This window comes from Streptomyces sp. PTL18, assembly GCF_059510295.1.
Map to the genome: position 1 here is coordinate 1 of NZ_JCAJZO010000046.1, position 20,590 is coordinate 20,590.

18 protein-coding genes, 1 tRNA gene, 2 pseudogenes and 1 riboswitch are annotated in these 20,590 nt (G+C 70.6%); of the genes and pseudogenes, 11 read left to right on the plus strand and 10 right to left on the minus strand.

Annotated features, from left to right (window positions below; all coding sequences use genetic code 11):
* Window positions 1-710 (plus strand): hypothetical protein (locus AC5WS8_RS37200; RefSeq protein WP_496107913.1); only part of this gene is annotated, 710 nt, incomplete at its 5' end.
* Window positions 711-970: 260 nt separating this feature from the next.
* Here the strand turns inward: AC5WS8_RS37200 and AC5WS8_RS37205 are convergent.
* Window positions 971-1,458: pseudogene (locus AC5WS8_RS37205) on the minus strand (site-specific integrase); the annotation flags it as partial.
* 124 nt (window positions 1,459-1,582) lie between these two features.
* Here AC5WS8_RS37205 and AC5WS8_RS37210 point away from each other — a divergent pair.
* Window positions 1,583-1,987, plus strand: a complete 405-nt coding sequence (locus tag AC5WS8_RS37210) for a MarR family winged helix-turn-helix transcriptional regulator (protein WP_496107914.1) — start codon at window positions 1,583-1,585, stop codon at window positions 1,985-1,987.
* A gap of 414 nt (window positions 1,988-2,401) precedes the next feature.
* Here AC5WS8_RS37210 and AC5WS8_RS37215 read toward each other — a convergent pair whose 3' ends face one another.
* Window positions 2,402-3,052, minus strand: coding sequence for an FMN-dependent NADH-azoreductase (locus AC5WS8_RS37215; protein ID WP_496107915.1), 651 nt, complete (start codon window positions 3,050-3,052; stop codon window positions 2,402-2,404).
* A 146-nt stretch (window positions 3,053-3,198) separates the two neighbouring features.
* On the opposite strand from AC5WS8_RS37215, the gene AC5WS8_RS37220 reads away from it, so the two are divergent.
* From AC5WS8_RS37220 to AC5WS8_RS37230, 3 genes are all read left to right on the plus strand, one after another.
* Window positions 3,199-3,867, plus strand: a complete 669-nt coding sequence (locus AC5WS8_RS37220; RefSeq protein ID WP_496107916.1) for a nitroreductase — start codon at window positions 3,199-3,201, stop codon at window positions 3,865-3,867.
* Between the two features lie 99 nt (window positions 3,868-3,966).
* Complete coding sequence (locus AC5WS8_RS37225) at window positions 3,967-4,695, plus strand: SDR family oxidoreductase (protein ID WP_496107917.1); 729 nt, start codon at window positions 3,967-3,969, stop codon at window positions 4,693-4,695.
* A gap of 257 nt (window positions 4,696-4,952) precedes the next feature.
* The gene (locus AC5WS8_RS37230) at window positions 4,953-6,677 is read left to right on the plus strand and encodes a heavy-metal-associated domain-containing protein (protein WP_496107918.1); all 1,725 of its coding nucleotides are present in this window, start codon (window positions 4,953-4,955) and stop codon (window positions 6,675-6,677) included.
* A gap of 75 nt (window positions 6,678-6,752) precedes the next feature.
* On the opposite strand, the pseudogene AC5WS8_RS37235 reads toward AC5WS8_RS37230, so the two are convergent.
* The 4 genes and pseudogenes from AC5WS8_RS37235 to AC5WS8_RS37250 all read right to left on the minus strand — a co-directional run.
* Window positions 6,753-6,974: pseudogene (locus AC5WS8_RS37235) on the minus strand (aromatic-ring hydroxylase C-terminal domain-containing protein); the annotation flags it as partial.
* Between the two features lie 52 nt (window positions 6,975-7,026).
* Window positions 7,027-8,295: a tyrosine--tRNA ligase gene (gene tyrS, locus AC5WS8_RS37240; protein ID WP_496107919.1), complete on the minus strand. Its 1,269-nt coding sequence runs from the start codon at window positions 8,293-8,295 to the stop codon at window positions 7,027-7,029.
* 186 nt (window positions 8,296-8,481) lie between these two features.
* Window positions 8,482-9,291, minus strand: a complete 810-nt coding sequence (locus tag AC5WS8_RS37245; protein ID WP_496107920.1) for a GTP cyclohydrolase II — start codon at window positions 9,289-9,291, stop codon at window positions 8,482-8,484.
* Between the two features lie 178 nt (window positions 9,292-9,469).
* On the minus strand, window positions 9,470-9,979 hold the full coding sequence (locus AC5WS8_RS37250) for a MarR family winged helix-turn-helix transcriptional regulator (protein ID WP_496107921.1): 510 nt from the start codon (window positions 9,977-9,979) through the stop codon (window positions 9,470-9,472).
* 88 nt (window positions 9,980-10,067) lie between these two features.
* Here AC5WS8_RS37250 and AC5WS8_RS37255 point away from each other — a divergent pair, with 88 nt between their 5' ends.
* Window positions 10,068-11,216, plus strand: coding sequence for a dihydrofolate reductase family protein (locus AC5WS8_RS37255; protein WP_496107922.1), 1,149 nt, complete (start codon window positions 10,068-10,070; stop codon window positions 11,214-11,216).
* Between the two features lie 211 nt (window positions 11,217-11,427).
* On the opposite strand, the gene AC5WS8_RS37260 is transcribed toward AC5WS8_RS37255, so the two are convergent.
* From AC5WS8_RS37260 to AC5WS8_RS37270, 3 genes are all read right to left on the minus strand, one after another.
* Window positions 11,428-12,237, minus strand: a complete 810-nt coding sequence (locus AC5WS8_RS37260; protein WP_496107923.1) for an SUKH-3 domain-containing protein — start codon at window positions 12,235-12,237, stop codon at window positions 11,428-11,430.
* Window positions 12,224-12,634 carry a hypothetical protein gene (locus AC5WS8_RS37265; protein ID WP_496107924.1) on the minus strand — a complete coding sequence of 137 codons (411 nt, stop codon included), beginning with the start codon at window positions 12,632-12,634 and terminating at the stop codon, window positions 12,224-12,226. Before AC5WS8_RS37265 ends, AC5WS8_RS37260 begins: the two co-directional genes overlap by 14 nt.
* 252 nt (window positions 12,635-12,886) lie before the next feature.
* The gene (locus AC5WS8_RS37270; protein ID WP_496107925.1) at window positions 12,887-13,561 is read right to left on the minus strand and encodes a hypothetical protein; all 675 of its coding nucleotides are present in this window, start codon (window positions 13,559-13,561) and stop codon (window positions 12,887-12,889) included.
* Window positions 13,562-14,234: 673 nt separating this feature from the next.
* Between AC5WS8_RS37270 and AC5WS8_RS37275 the strand changes: the two genes are divergently transcribed.
* From AC5WS8_RS37275 to AC5WS8_RS37295, 5 genes are all read left to right on the plus strand, one after another.
* Entirely contained in the window at window positions 14,235-14,723 is a 489-nt protein-coding gene (locus AC5WS8_RS37275) for a hypothetical protein (RefSeq protein WP_496107926.1), read from the plus strand.
* Window positions 14,724-14,899: 176 nt separating this feature from the next.
* A tRNA-Met gene (locus AC5WS8_RS37280) sits at window positions 14,900-14,973 on the plus strand.
* Between the two features lie 565 nt (window positions 14,974-15,538).
* Window positions 15,539-16,684 (plus strand): PP2C family protein-serine/threonine phosphatase, encoded by a 1,146-nt coding sequence (locus AC5WS8_RS37285; protein ID WP_496107927.1) that lies wholly within the window; start codon window positions 15,539-15,541, stop codon window positions 16,682-16,684.
* A 215-nt stretch (window positions 16,685-16,899) separates the two neighbouring features.
* A riboswitch (cyclic di-AMP (ydaO/yuaA leader) is annotated at window positions 16,900-17,057 on the plus strand.
* An 11-nt stretch (window positions 17,058-17,068) separates the two neighbouring features.
* Window positions 17,069-18,082 (plus strand): M23 family metallopeptidase, encoded by a 1,014-nt coding sequence (locus AC5WS8_RS37290; protein ID WP_496107928.1) that lies wholly within the window; start codon window positions 17,069-17,071, stop codon window positions 18,080-18,082.
* 82 nt (window positions 18,083-18,164) lie between these two features.
* The gene (locus tag AC5WS8_RS37295) at window positions 18,165-19,109 is read left to right on the plus strand and encodes an aldo/keto reductase (RefSeq protein ID WP_496107929.1); all 945 of its coding nucleotides are present in this window, start codon (window positions 18,165-18,167) and stop codon (window positions 19,107-19,109) included.
* Between the two features lie 45 nt (window positions 19,110-19,154).
* Here the strand turns inward: AC5WS8_RS37295 and AC5WS8_RS37300 are convergent, their stop codons facing one another.
* On the minus strand, window positions 19,155-20,543 hold the full coding sequence (locus AC5WS8_RS37300; protein ID WP_496107930.1) for a PrsW family intramembrane metalloprotease: 1,389 nt from the start codon (window positions 20,541-20,543) through the stop codon (window positions 19,155-19,157).
* Window positions 20,544-20,590: the final 47 nt, after the last annotated feature.

Genomic DNA, 20,590 nt, shown 5'->3' on the forward strand with positions numbered 1-20,590 from the left:
CAGACCTGCTGATCGCCGTGATCAAAACGATCGACACCCAGCGGGTACAACCGGACCTGAGGCCACCGGCGCTGATGCTTGCTGGTGTGACGTTGCCCCTCCTGATGTGGGCCGCGCGACGCGGCAAGGCCATCGTGGGTTACAGGTTCTTGCTCTCGATCATGGCTGCCATCGAGGCGTGCGAGGCTGTGGCCAGCGCGGATACGAGCGCCAGGCATCAGGCGCTTCGGCATCTGGATGACACGTGCTCCATCGTTCGGCGATCACTTCTGCGGGTCCACCGGATCTCGAACAGCGTCAGGCGTGGGTCTCCCCGCCAGCGCAGCACAAAGCGTCACGCCGCCCTCGTAGTGGCAAAACTGCAGCTTGCCGAGGCGCAGGTCGACACTAAGGGCACTGGTGGGCTCCGCAGTCTGGCCGCGCTACTCGCCAAGATCGGCAACAGCTACGCTGCCGGAAACGCTGGCAGGCTTCTGCCAGAGCAGAGGCTTCGAGGCACGGTTCCGGTGGCCAACCGCGAAGGGCTTCGCCTGGTTGCCGTGGTCTCCGCTCCAGTAGCAGCGGTTTGCCTGGCCGTCCTGACGGGGCTTCCCGCAGGAGTCGAGACCGTCTTGGCGGCCGCTGCAGCCGTGGTGGCTGCGGCGGCCGCATACGGGCCGCGGGTCGCAATCGCCAAAGCGGCTGAGATCATGAGCATTCTGAAGCAGTAGTACTGCGCTCACATTGGTACTGAACGCGCTGCTCAGCAGCCTCTTTTGCGTGAGCGATGCGTGAGCGGATGGTGCGGCACGAGCCGTCACGAGCCGCACCGCGCATCACGATGCACACACTCTGACCAGGCAGTTCCGGACGCCGAGGCAGCGTCCGGAACTACCCGGCAAGCCTTGGCCAGGACTTTTAATCCATTGGTTGTGGGTTCGAGTCCCACAGGGCCTACGGCCTGCAGGTGGAGGTCAACCCCTCTGACCTGCTACGCAGCGCTCGGATCGGCCTCGGTCGACTCGGGCGCTGCTTCGTTTTCCGGCTCGTGCTTGAGCGGATGCGCCTGTGTCCTGCGGATCGGCCGTGACCGAGGCGGACGGTTCGGCAACTGCCGGACGAGACCGGGGGATCAGCTCCGCCGCCTTCTCGGCGATCTCACGGTCCAGCTCGGGGAGCAGGCTCGTGTATGTGTCCGAGGTCAGCGTGACGGTGGAGTGTCGGAGCGTCTCCTTGACGAGGTGGATGTCGCCGCCGCCTCCGTGCGTGGAGCGTCGCGGCCACGTGGCGCAGGTCCCGCAGGGTGACGGGCGGCAGGTCGGTCGTGGCCAGGATGCGGCGGAAGGTCTCCGAGACGGTCTCGGGGTGGAGCCAGGAGCCGTCCTTCTTCGTGAAGACCTTGCCCGTGTCCTGCCAGGCGCCGCCCCAGTCCGCACGCTCCTTGTCCCGGCGGGCCTTGTGGTCGCACAGCACGGCGATTTGGTTTCAAACGATACAGTATCGAATGAAGTAGCATGGGCTCATGGCCGCCGACGTTCCTCGCCAAACCACCGCCTCGCGTGCGACTGACCGCCCCGGGGATGCCTCGCCTTTCGCTCTCGGCTTGTTGCTGCGCCGGGCGCATTGGCGTGCGGCCGCGGTGATGGGGGAGGCGCTCCGTCCGCTCGGCGTGGAGTTGCGGCACTTCGCCGTGTTGATCGAGCTGGTCAACCACGGGCCTACGGTGCAGCGGGACCTGGCGGCAGCGACGGGGTCGGACAAGGCGGGAATCATGCGGGTCGTCGACGACCTGGAGCGGAAGGGCCTGGCCGTACGCAAGGCCGTTCCGGGGGACCGGCGGGTACGAGCAGTGGAGATCACACCTCAGGGGCTCGAACTGTTCGACGCGGCCCATGTGGCTGCGGGGCCGCTGGCTGAGCGGCTGGTCGCCGAACTGGAGCCTGGCGACACCGAGCAGCTGACGGCCCTGCTCACCCGGCTTGCCCATCCCGCAGACGACGAGGCGTAAGCCCGCCCGCGCACCGGTTGCCCGCCGCGCCCGCGCACCGGTTGCCTGCCGCGCCCGCGCGCTTCGTCTCGTGCGGTTTCCGCAGTGAACCTCCGGCTTTGAGAGCCGCGGCCGTCGTCGCTGCGCGCCCGCCTGCCGGCGGGCCGCTGGTCAGGGCTTCGTTGTCGACGGGTCGAGCCGTCCGCGCGGCTGCCCTGCAGCATGTCGGGTCGGTGGCTGCTCTGCACCCGGGCCCGGCATCAGCGTCGTGTCGATGGGCGTCTCGCCGACGGGGCGAGCACCTGGCCGCCCTCGACGCCGGGCTGTCTGACCCGGGTACGGAGGCGCCACGGGCGCCTCGGAGAGGGCACAGGCCCCGAGGGGCCGTGTGACGTCCTGGGCGAGGCGTCACACGGCATCCGCCTGCCGCGAGGGTTACGCAGCAAAACGCTCTGCGAGTTCCTTCGCCTTGGCGGTCGCGTCCTCGAAGGCGCGGTTGCGGGACGCCTCGTAGAGAGGGACCAGTTCTGACATGGCCGGGTTGCGGGGGGCCATGGTGAGTTCCGGGATGATGAAGTCGAGGTCCAGGCCGAGAGTTCCCTTGAGGACGGCCTCCAGATAGTTCTGTACGAACTCGTAGCCCTCGCGCGGGGTGCCCGGCGCGTAGGAGCCGCCGCGGCTGGCGACGACGATCACCGGGGTGCCCTGGGCCGAGGGCGTCTCGCCCGCGGTGCGGCCGAGCAGGAGCACGCTGTCCAGCCACGCCTTGAGGGTCGACGGGATCGAGAAGTTGTACATGGGGGCGCCGATCAGGACGGCGTCCGCCTCCTCCAGTTCCTCGATGAGCTTCACACGCGCGGCGAACGCGACGGACTGCTCCGGGGTGCGCTCGGCGGGGGCGGCGTAACCGGCGGACCATGCGGCGGCGGTGATGTGCGGGACAGGGGCGGAGGCCAGGTCGCGGTAGATCACCGTGCCCTCCGGGTGCTGTTCCTCCCAGGTCTTGCGGAAGGCGGCCGTGACCGAACGGGACGAGGACGCCTCGCCCGGGAACACGGACGAGTCGATGTGCAGCAGCGTGGCCATGGGTTTTCTCCAAGGAACGGCGCCCGAGGCAGGGAGCCGGGGGCTGGGGATTCGTGCTCGATGATAGTTGCACACGATACGGTATCGAGTGATACCGTTGTGAGTGTGATGAAGGTGAACCCGACGAGAGAGGGAGGCGGGTGATCATGGACGTCTACGAGGCGGTCACGAGCCGACGAGCGGTGCGCCGATTCACCGACCAACCTGTCCCGAGGAGGGCGCTGGAGCGCGTGCTGTCCGCCGCGGCCTGGGCGCCGTCCGGATCGAACATCCAGCCGTGGCACACCTACGTGCTCACCGGCGCACCGCTGGCCGAACTCAAGAAACGGGCCGGCGAGCGCCTGGCCTCGGGCGAGCCCTGGGACGCGCCGGAGTACGAGATGTATCCGCCCGTACTGAAGTCTCCGTACCGCGAGCGCCGATCCGCCTTCGGCGAGCAGCGCTACGGTGCACTCGGCGTCGCGCGTGACGACCTGGGGGCGCGCCAGCGGGCCGCAGCCGCGAACTGGGACTGCTTCGGCGCACCGGCCGCCCTGTTCTGCTACATCGACAAGGACATGGGTTCGCCCCAATGGGCCGATGTCGGCATGTATCTGCAGACCGTCATGCTGCTGCTCCGCGCCGAAGGGCTGCACAGCTGCACGCAGATGGCCTGGGCGAAGTACCACAAGACCGTCGCGGAGGTCCTGTCCCCCCCAGGCGGACTCATCCTCTTCTGCGGCATGTCGATCGGGTTCGAGGACGTCGCGGCGGGTGAACCCCGGACAGGCCGGGCGCCGCTCGACGAGACGGTCACCTTCGTCGACGGCCTCTGACGCCGTCCCTCATTGGTCGATCGACGAGCCGTTTCATGCTGCGTCCCCATAGCGGCTCATATGCCATATTGCGCACGTAATCCCCACGAAAGGCATGTCATGAAGATCGCAGTCATCGGCGGCACCGGACTGATCGGATCGCAGGTCGTCGAAGACCTGAACGCCGCCGGACACGAGGCGGTACCGCACTCGAAGTCCACCGGAGTCGACATCATCAGCGGCCAGGGGCTGGACGAGGCGGTGGCGGGTGCAGAAGTTGTCGTGAATCTGACAAACTCGCCGACCTTCGACGACGCCTCTCTGGCCTTCTTCCAGACCTCGATGGACAACCTTCTGGCCGCGGCCCGGAAGGGCGGCGTCGGCCACTTCGTCATCCTCTCGATCGTCGGCGTGGAACAGGTGCCGGAACTGGACTACTACCGGGCCAAGGCGCTCCAGGAGAAGCTCCTCACGGCCGGGCCGATCCCCTACTCGATCGTCCGGGCCACGCAGTTCATGGAGTTCATGGACGCTGCCATGTCCTGGACCGCCGACGCCGACACCGTCCGGCTGCCCGCCACGCCCATCCAGCCCATTGCCTCCAAAGACGTGGCCGCCGCGGTGGCGGAGGTCGCCGCCGGCGCCCCGTTGAACGGCATCCGCAACATCGCCGGCCCCGAGATCTTCACCCTGGACGAGCTGGGCCGGATCACCCTGTCCCACAAGGGCGACAACCGCACCGTCGTGACCGACCCCACCGCCGGCATGTTCGCCGTCGTCAAGGGCGGCGTTCTCACCGACAAGGACGCCCGGCTCGCCGCCACCCGCTACACCGACTGGCTCTCCTGACAAACCCCGCCTCCTGCGGGTCCCGTCCCAGCCCGGCGGTCTTTCCTTTCCTTTCCTTGCGCCTGCCGGGTGCGGCGGCCCGAGCCGGACGGGGATCCGGCCGCGGTCCCCCGGTCAGGCGGAGGGCGGGCACTCGGACGCACCGGCCCCCGTTCCGTGGAGGTGTTCCGGTACCGGTCGGCGAGCGGGCATTAGAGCGTGGGGCCTGCGGGTACCCGGAGCTGGTGGCCGGAAGTGTGGGGTCGTCCCTGGGGGCCGTGACCCGTGCCGGAGCCGCCGGGGCGTGGGCCCTCGGCGCGATGGGCGCCCGTACCGCCGGACGGGTGGCACCGGTGGCGGCCAGGGCAGGGTTGCGCGCCGCCGGGGGGAGCGGGCGGGTCGCGGTCTCGGCCGTCCGGCACGGGGTCTCGTTGGCGGCGGGGGTGCCCGAGCGGGCTGCGCGGGCGGGGCGCGTGCTGGCCGATCTCCATCCGCGGCGGCACACCCGTCATGTCTGGGCCTCGCACGGGCGCGCGCACATCGAGGTGCGCGGCCTCGATCGCGGTGACCGCACGCGGGAGCGGCTGGTCGGCGGCGTCACCAGGGCGCTGCGCGGGCTGAACGGGGTGCGGTGGGCCGAGGTCAACGCGGTGACCGGCCAGGTCCTGCTGTCGTTCGACGAGCGCAGGGTCGGCGTCGACCGCCTCCTGCACACGGTCAGGGCGGTGGAGAAGACCCAGGGCGTGCGGGACGCGGACTTCCCCTGGGCGCAGCCGGTCACCCCGGGTGACGACGCGCCGGTCGCCGCGGTGACGGCCGAGTTGCTGGTCGACTGCGCGGCGGTGGCCGCCGGGGTGGCCCGGAGGGCCTTCGGGCTGCCGTCGTTGCCCCGGGTGGTGCCCGTGACGGTGGCGGCGCTGGAGCTGGAGCGGGGTCTGCGCAGGCCGCTGGTGCGCCGGATCGGGCCGCTGGAGACGGATCTGCTGCTGTCGTTGGCCGGCGCCGTGGTCGGCGGCCTGTACGGCGGTGTGGGCATGCCCGCTGTCGACGCGGCGAACCGGATGCTGCTGCTTCGCGAGATCCGAGCCCGGCGACGGGTGTGGGAGCGTCGCGAGAGGGACCTGTGCCCGGGGCCGGACTGTGTGCCGCGCACCCGGCCGGCGCGGCATCTGCGCGGCAGGGCCCGGCCGCTCGGGCCCGTCGAGAGGTGGGAGTCGCGGCTGGCGCCCGTCGCCCCGCTGACCGCGGCGGCGGTGTTCGCGCTGACGGGCAGTACCGGCCGGGCGGCCGACGCGCTGCTCGCCGCCGTCCCGCGGGCGGCCCGGTACGGGCGGGAGGCCTTCGCCGCCACGGTCGGACGTGAGCTGGCGCGGCGTGGTGTCGTACCGCTCGACCCGTCGGCGCTTCGACTGCTCGACGTGGTCTCCGCCGTGGTCGTCGACTCCGCGGTGCTGGTGACGGAGGGCGGGCGGCCGGCACCGCTCGCCGTGCCGGTGCTGGCCGCCGCCCGCGCCACCGGAGCGCGCGTGATCCTCACCGAGGACGAGCGCGTCCGTGGACTGGTGTCGCCCGCCGACGAGTTGACGGGCGGCCACGAACGCCTCGCCGACCGCGTGTGCGCGCTGCGGAACCACGGGGAGGGCGTCCTGGTGATCTCGGGTACGGACGCGGAGGCGCTGGCCGCCGCGGACATCGCGGTCGCGGTGCCCGACGCTGCGGGCGCCGAGGCCTGCTGGTCGGCGGACCTGGTCTGCGCGGACGGCCTGGAGGACGCCTGGCGCGTCCTGAGTGCGGTGACCGCCGCGCGCGCGGTCTCCCGACGCTGCGTCGGGCTGGCGCTGGCAGGCTCCGCCGCCGGAACCGTGCTCGCCCTCGTCGGCCGTCGGCGGGGCGTCCTGCGCGCCCTCACCCCGGTGCAGGTCACGAGCCTGCTGGCGCTGCTGTGGTCCGCCGCCACCGCCCGCCGCGCCCTTCGCGGTCGCTGCCCACAGCCGGACTGGTAGGCCTCTCGTTCCCATCGTGCCGGGCTCGCCCCGATCCGAACGAAAGACCCTGGGCGGCGGCGGCCGGACACCGCCTCAGGGCAGCTTCGTCAGGTTGCCGGCGATTGCGGCGAGCAAGGTGCCGCCGCCCGTGGCTGAGCCGTCCGCAGCCCGGCAGACGTAGCCGTCGGGGCGGATCAGCAGGGCCGCAGCGCCCAGGTCGTCGGTACAGGTGGCGCGGACGAGGTCGACCCGTGGCGGGAGCCGGAGGCCGGCCGGAACCGTACCGGCCGGATCGAGCAGGACGGCGTGTGCCGAGTGACGTCGGTGAACCGGGAGGAACGGGTCCCTCCTGGGCGTCCGCGCTGCCTCAGGCTCCCGCGACCTCGATCACTGCCAGGTTCTTCTTGCCCCTGCGCAGCACCAGCCAGCGACCGTGCAGCAGCTGGTCGGCGGTGGCCACCGCGTCCTCGGCGGTCACCTTGACGTTGTTCACGTAGGCGCCGCCCTCCTTCACGGTGCGGCGGGCGGCCGACTTGCTCGCCACCAGGCCGACCTCCGCGAACAGGTCGGTGACCTGCCCGAGCCCGCTCACTTCGGCGTTCGGGAGCTCGGAGACCGCAGCCGCCAGCGTCGCCTCGTCGAGTGCGGCGAGTTCGCCCTGCCCGAACAGCGCCTTCGACGCGGCGATCACGGCGGCGCACTGGTCGGCGCCGTGCACCAACGTGGTCAGCTCCTCGGCGAGCGCACGCTGGGCGGTACGGGCCTGCGGTCGCTCCGCGGTCAGCTTCTCCAACTCCTCCAGCTCCTCGCGGGACTTGAAGGAGAGGATGCGCATGTACCGCGAGATGTCCCGGTCATCCGTGTTCAGCCAGAACTGGTAGAACGCGTACGGGGTGGTCATCTCCGGGTCGAGCCAGAGCGTACCGGTCTCCGTCTTGCCGAACTTGGTGCCGTCCGCCTTCGTCATCAGCGGCGTCGCGAGCGCGTGCACCTCGGCGTGCGGTTCCAGGCGGTGGATCAGGTCGAGACCGGCCGTCAGGTTGCCCCACTGGTCGCTGCCGCCCGTCTGGAGGGTGCAGCCGTACCGCCGGTACAGCTCCAGGAAGTCCATGGCCTGGAGCAACTGGTAGCTGAACTCCGTGAAGCTGATGCCCTGTTCGGACGCCAGGCGCTGGGCGACCGAGTCCTTGGTGAGCATCTTGTTCACCCGGAAGTGCTTGCCGACGTTCCGCAGGAACTCGATCACGGACAGGCCCGCGGTCCAGTCCAGGTTGTTGACCATGGTCGCCGCGTTGTCGCCCTCGAAGGAGAGGTACGGCTCGATCTGCGCGCGCAGCCGGGTCACCCACTGGGCGATGGTCTCCGGGTCGTTCAGGGTGCGCTCGGCGGTCGGCCGCGGGTCGCCGATGTGGCCGGTCGCCCCGCCCACGAGCGCCAGGGGCCGGTGCCCTGCCTGCTGGAGCCGGCGCAGGGTGAGCACCTGCACCAGGTGGCCGACGTGCAGGCTGGCCGCGGTGGGGTCGAAGCCGCAATAGAACGTGACGGGGCCATCCGCGAGAGCCTTGCGCAGTGCGTCCTCGTCAGTGGCCTGGGCGATCAGCCCGCGCCACTTGAGCTCGTCGACGATGGCCGTCACGGTCGTGTGTCTCCTCGAGTCGCGTGTGTCAATGTGGCGGCCAGTGTAGTGCTCCGGCTGAATCTCTGCGTTTGTGCTGCTCAGAGGAACTGCGGGGAATGAACTGCCGGCCCGTTCCCGCACCTCGGAGTGCCCTGGATCACACAGTTCCGAACCGTTTGCCGGGCAGCCTGCCGACGACGCCCTTCAGCCGGCCGTCAGTTCCGTGAGCGGCAGCGTGTGCTGGGTGTGGACGACCTTGGCGCGCAGGTAACGCACGTTCTGGGCGGTGGTGAAGACACCTGTCGGGACCCGGTGGGTGACCGTGAGACCGAGGTCGCGGAGCTGTCGGGCCTTGTCGGGGTTGTTGGAGAGCAGGTCCAGGGCGTCGATGCCGAGTGCCTGGAGCATCTGTGCGGCGGCCGTGTAGTCACGGGCGTCCTCGGGCAGGCCGAGGGCGGCGTTCGCCTCGTAGGTGTCCAGGCCCTGGTCCTGGAGGGCGTAGGCGTCCAGTTTGTTGTAGAGGCCGATGCCGCGGCCCTCCTGGCGCAGGTAGAGCAGGACGCCGCCGTGCCCGGCGATGCGCTCCACAGCCTCGCGCAGCTGGGGGCCGCAGTCGCAGCGGGCCGAGCCGAAGACGTCGCCGGTCAGGCACTCGGAGTGCAGTCGTACCAGCGGCGGCCGGCCGGCGGCCGCCTCGCCGAGGATCACGGCCACGTGCTCCTGGCCGTCGGCCAGGCCGTGGAAGGTGACCAGGTCGGCCGTGACGGTGTAGCCGTCGCCGAAGCGGAGCGGCACCGTCACCCGGGTACGGACCGTCGCGGCGGGAAGGCCGGCACCGGGCAGGGCGTCGGCAGTCAGGGTGTTGCCGGGAAGGGTGTTGCCGGGCAGGGCGTTGCCGGGAAGGGCGGCGGCCAGGGCGGGTGCGGGCGGCCCCGCCGGGTGCGGGGCGGTTGTGTGCGGGGCGGCTGTTTCGCCGATGTCACGGGAAGGGCGGGTCTCGTGTGCGTCGCGCATGGCTGTCGTCTTTCTCCTGGCCGACGATGGCGGGTGCGGAGGAGGTGCCTCATGCTTCAGATTTGAAGCACAACCTCGGCCGAGACTCTAGCCCTGCTTGAAAGTTCAAGCAACTCTTTTCCCTGTGTTCCCTGGGTCACGTTCCCTGGGTCACGTTCCCCGGGTCACGTTCCCCGGGTCACGCCGTGGACGAGCGCCGACGCCACGGGAGATCCCCGCACGCCGATCGCTCCTCGTCCTCCTGGAGCGCCTCCGTGATCCGGGAGCAGATCGCCTCGAGCTGCGCCACCTGCTCCTCGGTGAGGTGGTCGAAGACGGCCGAGCGGACCGTCTCGACATGACCCGGCGCCGTACGCTCCAGAAGTGCCCTCCCGGCCTCCGTCAGGATCGCCACGCTGCCCCGTTTGTCGGTCGGGCAGCCCTCCCGGCGGACAGTGCCGTCCTTCTCCAGCCGGGTGACCACGTAGGTCAGCCGACTGCGCGTGACCTTCAGCGACTCGGCGAGATCCGTCATGCGCATACGGTGGTCGGGCGCCTCGGAGAGGTTGGCCAGGACCGAGTAGTACAGGTGCGGCATGCCGGCCTCCTGCTGGAGCTGCCGGTCGATCGCGTCCTCCAGGAGAAGCGATGCGGCCAGGTACGAGCGCCAGGCACGCTGCTCCTCGGGGGTGAGCCAGCGGGTCGTCATACTGGCAGTGTAGTTATTGTTTAAAAGTTGAACCAAGCGGCCCGAGTCGCCTCGTTCACCGGATCGTCCCGACCCCAGGAGCGCCGTCATGGCCCATCCCCACGTCCTGTTGTCCGCCGCCGTCTCCCTCGACGGATTCCTGGACGACACCGGGCCCGAGCGGCTGCTGCTGTCCGGCCCCGAGGACTTCGACCGGGTCGACGAGGTGCGCGCGGGCAGCGACGCCATCCTCATCGGCGCGGGCACCCTGCGCGCCGACAACCCCCGGCTGCTGGTCTACTCGGCCGAGCGGCGCGCGGCCCGCCGCGCCGCCGGGCTGCCGGAGTATCCGTTGAAAGTCACGGTCAGCGCGTCCGGGGACCTCGACCCCGAGGCCCGCTTCTGGCACACGGGCGGCGCGAAGACCGTCTACACGACGGACAAGGGCGCCCGGCGGCTGCGCGGTCTGCTGCCGGCGGACGTGGAGGTGGTCGCGCTCGGACCGGACGTCGACTGGCGAGCCGTGCTCGACCACCTCGGGGACGTGAAGGGGGTACGGCGGCTGATGGTCGAGGGCGGCGGGAGCGTGCACACCCGTCTGCTCCAGCAGGGGCTCGCGGACGAGGTGCAACTCGTGGTGGCGCCGCTGTTCGTGGGGGAGCCGGACGCCCCGCGGATGTTCGGGCACGGCGCGTACCCGCCGGGACGGATGCGGCTGGTGGAGACGCGCGCGGTCGGGGACGTGGTGCTGATGCGGTACGTGCCCACGGCACCCGGCACCGGGGCGCTCGCCTCGGCCGCCGACCGGCGGTGGCTGGAGGCGGCCTGCGAGCTGGCGGACCGGTGCCCGCCGTCGCAGACCGCCTTCAGCGTCGGCGCGGTGGTCGTCGCCGCCGACGGCACGGAACTGGCGCGGGGCCACTCGCGGGAGGGCGGCGACCCCGTGGTGCACGCCGAGGAGGCGGCGCTGGCGAAGCTGGACCCCGCTGACCCGCGGCTGGCCTCCGCGACGGTGTACAGCAGCCTGGAGCCCTGCGCCCACCGCGCATCACGGCCCGCGCCCTGCTCCCGGCTGATCATCGAGGCGGGGGTACGACGGGTGGTGACGGCCTGGCGGGAACCGGACACGTTCGTCGCGTCCGCGGACGGGAACGCGGTGCTGGCGGCCGCGGGCGTGCAGGTGGTGCTGCTGCCGGAGTACGAGAACCGCGCCAAGGCCCCGAACGCCCATCTGCTGCCCCCGGCCGCCCGTCCCTGACCGTCTCGAAGGAGGGCCGCGCCGCCCCGCGTACGGCCGGAAAACGCTGGTGGGACGGCAGGTGTAGGTTCGGCCGCTTCGTTAGCAGGAGGTCCTGCTGAGACTGCGGATTCCGCGTCGCGTTAGCAATGTGTCGATCGGCTGATCTTTAGCAATCGCGTGGCCCGCCGGGAAGCATCGTCGGAGTGGAGCCCGGTCCGGCTGGGGCTGTTCAGTCGGCAGTCTCGATCCGCTCCGGGGCGATGCCCAGGATGAGCTTCTCCAGCGCGTCCTGGGCAGAGCCGAACGTAGCCAGCCAGGTCTCGACCAGGTAGATCTCGCTGTTCTCGTCGATGCCGAGGAAGAATCTGCCCTCATCGAGTTCGCCGAGGGGGAAGATGGCGCGCCCGATGGTGTCACTCCAGTCGGCGAAGCGGTCTTCCTCGCCGATCAGGTTGTCCGGGTCGAAGTTGAAGGGGGTCTTGGCGCAGGTGATCCCGGGGCCGCTGATCTGGACGTCCAGGCCACCGAACTCCGCCAAGAAGGCTTCAGCGGCATCGTGCATGCGGACCAGGCCGGTCTTCTCGAGCGTCTTGCGCCAGTGGTCCGTCGAGACGTGCCGTCCCGGCCGCCAGCCTGCTGAGCGCAGTGTCTCCTCGATCACGCCAGTTCCCCGTAGATACGTCGCCGCCGCATCGACCCATGCCTTGTCCACCGGCACGCCTTCTGGCCAGCCGGGCCGCCGGTCCGCCTGCCAGTGGGCGAAGTCGTCACGCAGGAACTGCGGGTCAACTGGCTTGAGTCGCACTTGCTGTCGCTGATCGGCCCACCAGACCTCGAATTCGGCCTCGGTTCCTTTCCCTGGCCAGCGTTCTGCGACCGTCGGCAGAAGCAGAACATCGACGAACCCTCCGACCGGAAGACCGATGTCGACGAAGATCCCGATCACACCCGGCCTCGGGACTGCCGTCACCGTCCCTCGGAACCGTTGTCCGAACCGCAGGCCGCGACGGATTCGCATCCACTCTTCAGCGCTGACCACCCGGACATCCTGGCATCCCGCTGTTGCGGGTGGCGGCCGGACAGTCGTGGTGGTGGGGCTGGGGGCCAGCGACGTTGAGGATGGGGTCTTCCCCTTCCGGGATTTCGAAGACGAAGACGACGCCGGAGTGGGTGGCCTGGATGGCGCACTGGTTGTCGAAGGTCAGGGGCGTGTATGGCTGCCAGGCGCAACCGATGCGGCCGAGAGCTTCGATCACTTCGGCGTACTTCGGGTGGCCGGTGAACGACCGCTTCTCAACCAGTCCCGCGGGGAGTTCAACGGTGTCTCGCCAGGTCTGGAGGCAGATCAGGATGATCTCCTGGCAGCGGCAGACGCTCAGCTCAAGGTCGCCGTAGGCGAACAGACGCGGCCACGACCGACGCTTCCCGACGACCACTTCAAAAGGCTCGCCGAGTGCTTCGGTAACCGCGCCCCAGGCGGCGCCGTTCGCGACCGGACCCAGCTGCCCGACTGGGCAAGTTTCGCCAGGACGTCGAGTAGCTCCATGTGGCGGGAGCCTGCCATGTGCGGCGATGGACTGTCGAACGGCTTTGGGGCGGCCTCAGGGTCGGCGTACACGCGAACGTACCCAGCCGCGTACAGGTGAACGTGATCAGCGTTCGGGTACGCCTGATCGTGGGCAGTGCCGTTACAGAGCCCAGATGTGGAGGGCGTGGTCGAGGTTGGACACGGTGTACCAGGTGCCGTCTCCGAGAGCCCTGGGCAGGCCGGACACCTCGAAGGGATAGGTGATCTGGTCGATCAGCTGCATGTGGACGGCGTCGACGAGCCAGTGCCGGCCTGTGCCGAACTCCTCGTCGCTCTCGACGGTCCCGACGACGAGGATGTTTTCGTCGACGAAGCCGCCCTCGTAGTCGAAGAACGTCTGTGCCTCGTCATCTGTGGTCTCCTCCTCGAACGCGGGATGTGGGGGAAGCACGTCCGCGTTCAGTTCGGCCACCACGGAGCCGTCGGCGACCAAATGAAGGGCGAGAACGTCCTGGTCATGGGTCACTGTGAGCAGACGATCTCCGCTCGGGCTCACCCCCAGCAGGACACGGTCCTCGTCGCCGAAACTGTGGACAATGAGGGCGTGACCGTCCCACTTCCCCCAGCGCAGGGGTGATCCGTCCTGGCCTTCTCCGATGGTCAGACCCATCTGGCCGGGGTCCGGATGCGGAACGTGGACGGAGCCCGCCGCGGCTGTGCGAGTCTGGGTGCGGGCCAGCACCGTGCCGACAGCGGCGTCGATGACCAGCCACTCTTCCCCGCGGTCGTGGTCCGGGGCGTCGTGCTCCAGAGGACCGTGGACATGGGCCCACACGGTCTTCCCGTCCGAGGAGAAACCGGCCGAGCCACGGTTGGCATAGCGGTGGTCTCTGTCGTCCGCGTACTCGGAGAAGTCTGTGTGCCCCGCGCAGCCTGCCCAGCAGCGATGCCGCAGTTCCCACCGTGGGCTTCCCGACTGGTCAACGGCTCGCAGTGCATGCGGTCCGGCGAAGACAACCAGGTCAGCGGCAGGCGACACTGCGCTCGTGCCGAACCGGCAAGGCCAGGGCGCCGGAAAGGAGACGGTCGAGGCCGTGGCCGGCGGCTGGACTTCCTGGACGATCAGCTCTGTGTCCCCTCGCTGTACGAGGAGCCGCGATGTGGGCCGGGGCTCCAGATGAGGCGCTGCGTCGGCCCCGGAGAACGGGATAGGGGCCGCGAGCGTAGTCACAAGGCGAGCAAGGTGGGGCACAGGCGTTCCGAAAGGACTGGGGGACTCTTGCCGGGACCCTATGACAGGCCGCTGACCCCCTGCGCATTCACCCCTCTCCGCAGCACTGACCAGGATGCACGGGACCGGAGGGATGCGGAAAGTGGGCACGTTTCTCCGTGCCCGCCTGGGCACAGAAGGGCGTACCCCGACAGCCTCAGATCGCTGCGGGCGCCGCAGTCCGCAGCGGACATGGAAACCGGTGGGTCAGGGTGCGCTCGGGAGGCAGGATTGGGCGGTGGCTGAACTGCTGTGGGACGACGTTAGATGGTTCTTCGACCCCGAGGTGATGGGGTCGCTGCCGGACGTGTGGGTGCCCAATGCCTCGGAGAGGGACTGGCAGGCGGTCCTCGACCTCGTGGTGGAGCGGGGCTGGGCGTTTCAGTACTGCGAGGGCTCGACAGCGCTGCCGCTGCCTCCGGCAAGGGCCGTGCTGTCGCGTCCCGCCGACGCCGAGCAGCCTCATCTGGAGGTTCGGCTGGTGCCAGACATGTTGGCGATCTTTCGGTTCTATGCGGCAGAGGAGATCGACTTCGACGTCGACCTGCGGGAGATTCAGGGGCAGGAGCCACTTGATGCCCTGTGCGGATTCTTCGCCGCGATCGGTCGCCGGTTGGGCAAGCCGGTGCTGATGGATGCCGAGGGCGGTGACGGGAGTCGTCCGGTCCTCGGGTTCGACGTCGAGGCGGACCGCGTCGTGATGCTGGTCGAGCCGCCGGTCAGGTGACGGAGGATTGCGCTGCGTCCAAGACATCGATCGCAGGTGTTGCTAACGCGACCCGGAAGATTGCTAGTCGACTGCTAGAGATCGACCGACACTGCTAACGCAGACCTGGAACCTACAGCAGGGGGTGAAACCCGTGCGCCACCTGTCCCGCGCGTGGCGTACACTGGAATCACCGACGCGGGGTGGAGCAGCTCGGTAGCTCGCTGGGCTCATAACCCAGAGGTCGCAGGTTCAAATCCTGTCCCCGCTACTGAAGGCCGAGGGCCGGAGTCCGGAAGGGCTCCGGCCCTCGGCGTTTCCCCGGCCGCCCTTTCTCCTGGTCACCGCCTGGTGGCTACTCCGCCCGGCCCACAGCGGTCGCCCCCCGCCGCCCTTCCGGGAAGCCTGGACGGGTGGCGCAGCAAGCAGGCGAGCGGTGGTCATGGGAGCAGGGCGAACCGGCCGGGCGGCGTGGACTCGAGGGGCCGTGTGCGCAGGGCACCGAGGCCCATGACCGGACCGAGGCCCATGACCCGTCCGGTGGGTGTCCTCCCGACCGTGACGACCGGCGACGCGGCCGGCCTGACGGCCGGCTTGCCCGGGCCCCTGGAGCCCCGGTAGCCGCCCGAGCCCCTGGAACCACCGAGGAGGCCTCTGGAACCACCAAGGAGGCCCCTGGAACCACCAAGCCCCCTGGAACCACCGAGGAGGCCTCTGGAACCACCAAGCCCCGTCGAACCGCCCAAGCCCCTGAAGTCACCCGACCCTTCGGAGCGCCCGTGCCCGCCCCCGACGCCCCAGCCCCGCTGCCCGCCCCCGGCGCGAGGGAGGCTGCGGTGCCGACGTGCGCCGAGGCCGAGGCGGAAGCCGGGACGGAGGTCGAGGAGCGGGGGATCTCGTACGCGCGGGCCTTCCTGAGCGCCCTGCCCTGGCTGCTGATCGCCGGCGGGGTCTGCTTCGACCTCTTCGCCCCGTCCGACTACACGGCCGGCCCCCTCTTCACCGCCGCGCCGCTCGTGGCCGCTCCGCTGTTCTCGTTGCGCGGCACCGTCCTCACCGGCCTGACCGCCGTCGTGGTGGTCCTCGGGGTCCACCTCGGGCTCGGCGTGCTCGGACAGGCCGGGGAGATCACCGAGGGGGCCACGGTCGTCACCGTCTCGGCCCTCGCCGTCCTCATCAACGTGCTCGTCCGCCGCAACGTGGCCCGCCTCGCCTCCGCCCGCCAGATCGCCGAGGCCGCGCAGCGCGCGGTGCTGCCCGAACCCGCAGACCGGATCGGTGGGCTGGACATCGCCGCCCGCTACGAGGCCGCCCAGGCCGACGCGTTCATCGGCGGCGACCTGTACACCGTCCAGGACTCCCCGCACGGGGTGCGGCTCGTCGTCGGCGACGTACGCGGAAAGGGCATGGGGGCGGTCACCGTCGTGGCCGTGGTGATCGGCGCCTTCCGGGAGGCCGCCGAACAGGAGCCGGCGCTCGAGGCCGTCGCCCAGCGCCTGGAGCGGGCGCTGTCGCGGGACCGCGCCGAGCGCGAGGACCCCGAGGGGTTCGAGGGGTTCACCACCGCGGTGCTCGCCGAGATCCCGCACGGCTCCGGCGTCGTCCGCATCGTCAACCGCGGCCACCCCTCGCCGCTGCTCCTGCTGCCGGACGGCTCCCTGCGCGAGCTCGGGGCCCGTGACCCGGCACCGCCGCTCGGCATGGGCGACCTCGGCGTCCGGCCCGGCCGGGCGGAGGAGTGGGAGTTCCCGCCCGGCTCCATGCTGCTCTTCTACACCGACGGCGTCTCGGAGGCCCGCGACGCGCACGGCCGGTTCTACGACCCCGCCGTCCGTCTCGCCGGCCGGGTCTTCCCCGGCCCCGGCGCCCTGCTGAGCACCGTCACGCGTGAGGTCGCCCGGCACACCGGCGGCCGCGGCACGGACGACATGGCTCTGCTGGCCGTCCGCAGGCCCACGCCCCCGAATGATCACGGTGGGTGATCGAGCGATGCTCCTGTGCATAACAACTGACATACCGTCACTACACATGAGGCTTCCGAGGTGTGGGTGACTCGCCCGTTTTCCTCCGTTCAGGCGGTGAAAGTCCTGGTCGACGAAGGGAAGGGATCTGTCCGAACGGCTTGGAATACAGGCCCCGCGTCTATTAACGTTCGATAACGCAGCGCGGTCGTCCCAGCCGTCACCAGAGGCGGCTCCGTGCGCGCCTGCCGAATCCCGCGAGGGAGCCGGGGAACCACCACCTTGGGGTGAATCGAGCGGATACCGCCGTGGTCGCACGGACGGTATACGCGCGTAGGAGACCTTCCTGCTCCGAACCCGTCAGCTAACCCGGTAGGCGAGACGGAAGGAAAGGAGTGCGCCCACGTGGCGTTCAACCGGCCTGCCCAGAGCACCTCGTCCGCCCCGAACGGCACCCAGACGCTCGGCCTCGCGCCCGGCACCGACGAGGGCCCCTGGGAGGAGTGGAACCCCACCGAGGACTCCCTCCGTCCCGTCCGCGGCCGGCACCGCGTCGCCAAGCAGCGCGGGGGCGGACTCGCCCGCAGCTCCACGGTCCTCGGCGTCGGTGTGATGGCCGCCGTCGGCGCCGGTGGCATGGCCACCGCGCAGTCCGGCAAGCCGCCGGTGTCCATATCGCTGCCGGACCTCTCCTCGGTCACGGAGTCCGCCAAGGCCCTCATCGGTGACGACTCCGGGGCTCCCGGGAGCTCGGCCACCGCGCTCAGCAGCGTCGGCCAGACCGACGCCACGGACGCCTCCGGCTCCAAGGGCGCGGGCGAGGCGCTGCGCGCCCGGATCATGCAGCAGGCCGTGTCCCAGCAGGAGCGGATCGCACGGACGGCGGCGCAGGCCGCCGAGGACGCCGCCGTGAAGAAGGCCGCCGCCGCGGCGGCCAAGGCGCAGGACGACGCGCAGGCCCGGGCCGCCGCGGAGAAGAAGAAGGCCGAGGAGGCCGCGCGGCTCGCCGAACTGGCCAAGCAGTTCACACTGCCGACCTCCTCCTACACCCTGACCTCCCGCTTCGGTGACGCCGGTGCCATGTGGTCCTCCGGCTACCACACCGGTCTGGACTTCGCCGCGCCCACCGGCACGCTCATCAAGGCCGTCCACAGCGGCACGATCACGGCGGCGGGCTGGGCCGGCTCGTACGGCTACCGCACGATCCTCACCCTCGACGACGGCACCGAGCTGTGGTTCTGCCACCAGTCGTCGATCAGCGTGTCGGTCGGGCAGAAGGTCGGCACGGGCGATGTCATCGGCCGCGTGGGCGCGACCGGCAACGTCACCGGGCCGCACCTGCACCTGGAGGTCCACCCGGACGGCGGCGCCGCGATCGACCCGATGGCATGGCTGCAGAGCAAGGGCCTCAACCCCTGACCCCACGCGGCAGCGCGCCCGTTTGCAAGATCTTTGCGGACGCCCGGAAGACCCCGGCCCGGTTCGGGCGTTGACGAGGAGCATGACTTCTCTTCGCAAGCTGGGTTCGTCCGATCTCGAGGTCTTCCCCCTGTCCCTCGGTGGGAACGTCTTCGGCTGGACCGCCGACGAGACGCAGTCCTTCGCCGTCCTCGACGCCTACGCGCAGGCGGGCGGCAACTTCGTCGACACGGCCGACGTGTACTCGGCCTGGGCGCCGGGCAACAAGGGCGGTGAGTCCGAGACCGTCATCGGCAAGTGGCTCAAGGCGCGCGGCAACCGCTCCGACGTCCTCATCGCCACCAAGGTCAGCCAGCACCCCGACTACCGGGGCCTGACCGCCGCCAACATCAAGGCGGCGGCCGACGCGTCCCTGCGCCGTCTGGGCACCGACTACATCGATCTCTACTACACCCACTTCGACCAGCCCGAGGTGCCGGTCGAGGAGATCATCGGCGCGCTGGACGAGCTGGTGAAGGCGGGCAAGGTGCGCGCCATCGCCGCCTCCAACATCTCCGCCGAGCGCCTCCAGGAGTCGCTGGACTTCTCCGACCGGGAGAACCTGGCGCGGTACGTGGCGCTCCAGCCGCACTACAACCTGGTCTCGCGCGACACCTACGAGGGGACGCTGCAGGACGTCGCCTCCCGGGCCGGGCTCGCGGCGGTTCCGTACTACGCGCTCGCGTCGGGCTTCCTGACCGGTAAGTACCGGCCGGGTACGACGGTGGAGTCGGCGCGCGCGCAGGGCGCGGGCAAGTACCTGGAGACCGAGCGCGGGCAGCGGGTCCTGTCGGCACTGGACGAGGTCGCCGAGGCCCGGGGCGCCGAGATCCCGACGGTGGCGCTCGCCTGGCTGGCGGCCCAGCCGACGGTCGCGGCCCCGATCGCCTCGGCGCGGACGGTGGAGCAGCTGCCGGCGCTGCTGGCCGTGGCGGACCTGGCGCTGACGGACGAGGACCTGGCGAAGCTGACGGAGGCGTCGGCGTAGCCCGGCGGACGGCGGAATCCGGCGGCGCCGATCCCGCGTCCACTCCTAGGAAAGGTAGGGGTTGTGGCCGGGATACGGCGTCGCAGGACCGTATTGCGGCGTCACCGGTCCGTACGGCGGCGTCACCGGTCCGTACGGCGGCGTCACCGGTCCGTACGGTGGCGCCCCCTGGAAGGGCACGTGTCCGTACCCCGGCCACACCGGCGGAGCCACCGGCGACGTCGCCCGTGCCGCATACGCCAGCGCCGGCCGCGCCACCTCCCGGCGCGCCCACAGTTGGGCCAGCAACTCCCGTTCCCGTGCGACGAAATCGGCACCTGCCCGCCCCCGGCGCCCCCGGTGGCGCAGGAAGGCCAACGACGTCGCACACGCCTCGTACTGCGACACCGACCGCGCCGCGGCCTTCCCGGAGTGCCGCTTCGCATAGTCCCGGGCCAGCCGCCGCGCCCGCATCGAACCGAGCACCCACGGCTCCACCGGCCCGATCCACCCCGCGACCGCGTACGCGGGCAGTTCCCCCCGCACCGTCCGCAGCTCGCGTTGCCGCGTCCAGATGACCAGCCAGGTCAGCAGCCCGAACGCCGGCACCATGAACGACGCGTACACCGCGAAGAACCCGTACCGGCCGAACGTGGACGACCCGTTCCACACGGAGTGCATGCCCATCGCGAGCAGCAGTCCGAGGAGCGGCGTCAGCACCCGCCGGACGTGCTGGCGCTCCGCGGACAGCGCGGCGATGCCGAAGCCGATGCCGGTGAGCACGGTGAACAGCGGGTGCGCGAAGGGCGACATCACCACGCGGACGAAGAAGGTCGCGGCGGTCACGGACGCCAGTCCGCTTTCCCCGCTCATCCGGTCGGTACCGAAGGCCGTGCCCAGGTAGAGGATGTTCTCGGTGAAGGCGAAGCCGGTGGCGGTGACGCCGGCTATCACCACCCCGTCGACGATCCCGGTGAAGTCCCGTCTGCGGAAGAGGAAGACCAGCAGCACGGCCGCGGCCTTCGCGGACTCCTCCACGATCGGCGCTATCACGGTCGCGCCGAGCGTGTCGGCGCTGTGCGGATCGGCGGTCGCGGTCGCTATCCACCGGGTGGCGAAACTGTTGGCGACGATCGCGATCAGTGCGGCGGCGCACGCGCCCCAGGCGAAGGCGAAGATCAGGTTCCGCCAGGGGCCCGGCGCCACCCGGTCCAGCCAGCGGAACGCCGTGACGAGCAGCGGCACGGGCAGGACCGCGAGACCCAGCCCGACCAGAAAGCCCTCGGTCCCGGTCTGCTGCCGTACGAGGGCCAGGATGACGAGCCCGGAGAGCGCGAGGAGCGTGATCAGCGCCCCGTACCGCACCCACCGCCTCTGCCACCAGTGCGGGTGCCCGAACGAACCGCCGCCGGCGTCACCGCGCGGATGAGTCGGGTACGAGGGAAAGGTGGCCACGGCATCGACCCTAACGAGACGGGGGCGCCGCCCTCGACGGTGTCCGA

Coding starts and splice junctions, on each gene's coding strand:
- AC5WS8_RS37225 (WP_496107917.1), top strand. CDS start 3,967: ATGAAGATCGCAGTCATCGGCGGCACCGGACTGATCGGATCGCAGGTC.
- AC5WS8_RS37220 (WP_496107916.1), top strand. CDS start 3,199: ATGGACGTCTACGAGGCGGTCACGAGCCGACGAGCGGTGCGCCGATTC.
- AC5WS8_RS37250 (WP_496107921.1), bottom strand. CDS start 9,979: ATGACGACCCGCTGGCTCACCCCCGAGGAGCAGCGTGCCTGGCGCTCG.
- AC5WS8_RS37255 (WP_496107922.1), top strand. CDS start 10,068: ATGGCCCATCCCCACGTCCTGTTGTCCGCCGCCGTCTCCCTCGACGGA.
- AC5WS8_RS37295 (WP_496107929.1), top strand. CDS start 18,165: ATGACTTCTCTTCGCAAGCTGGGTTCGTCCGATCTCGAGGTCTTCCCC.
- AC5WS8_RS37245 (WP_496107920.1), bottom strand. CDS start 9,291: ATGCGCGACGCACACGAGACCCGCCCTTCCCGTGACATCGGCGAAACA.
- AC5WS8_RS37215 (WP_496107915.1), bottom strand. CDS start 3,052: ATGGCCACGCTGCTGCACATCGACTCGTCCGTGTTCCCGGGCGAGGCG.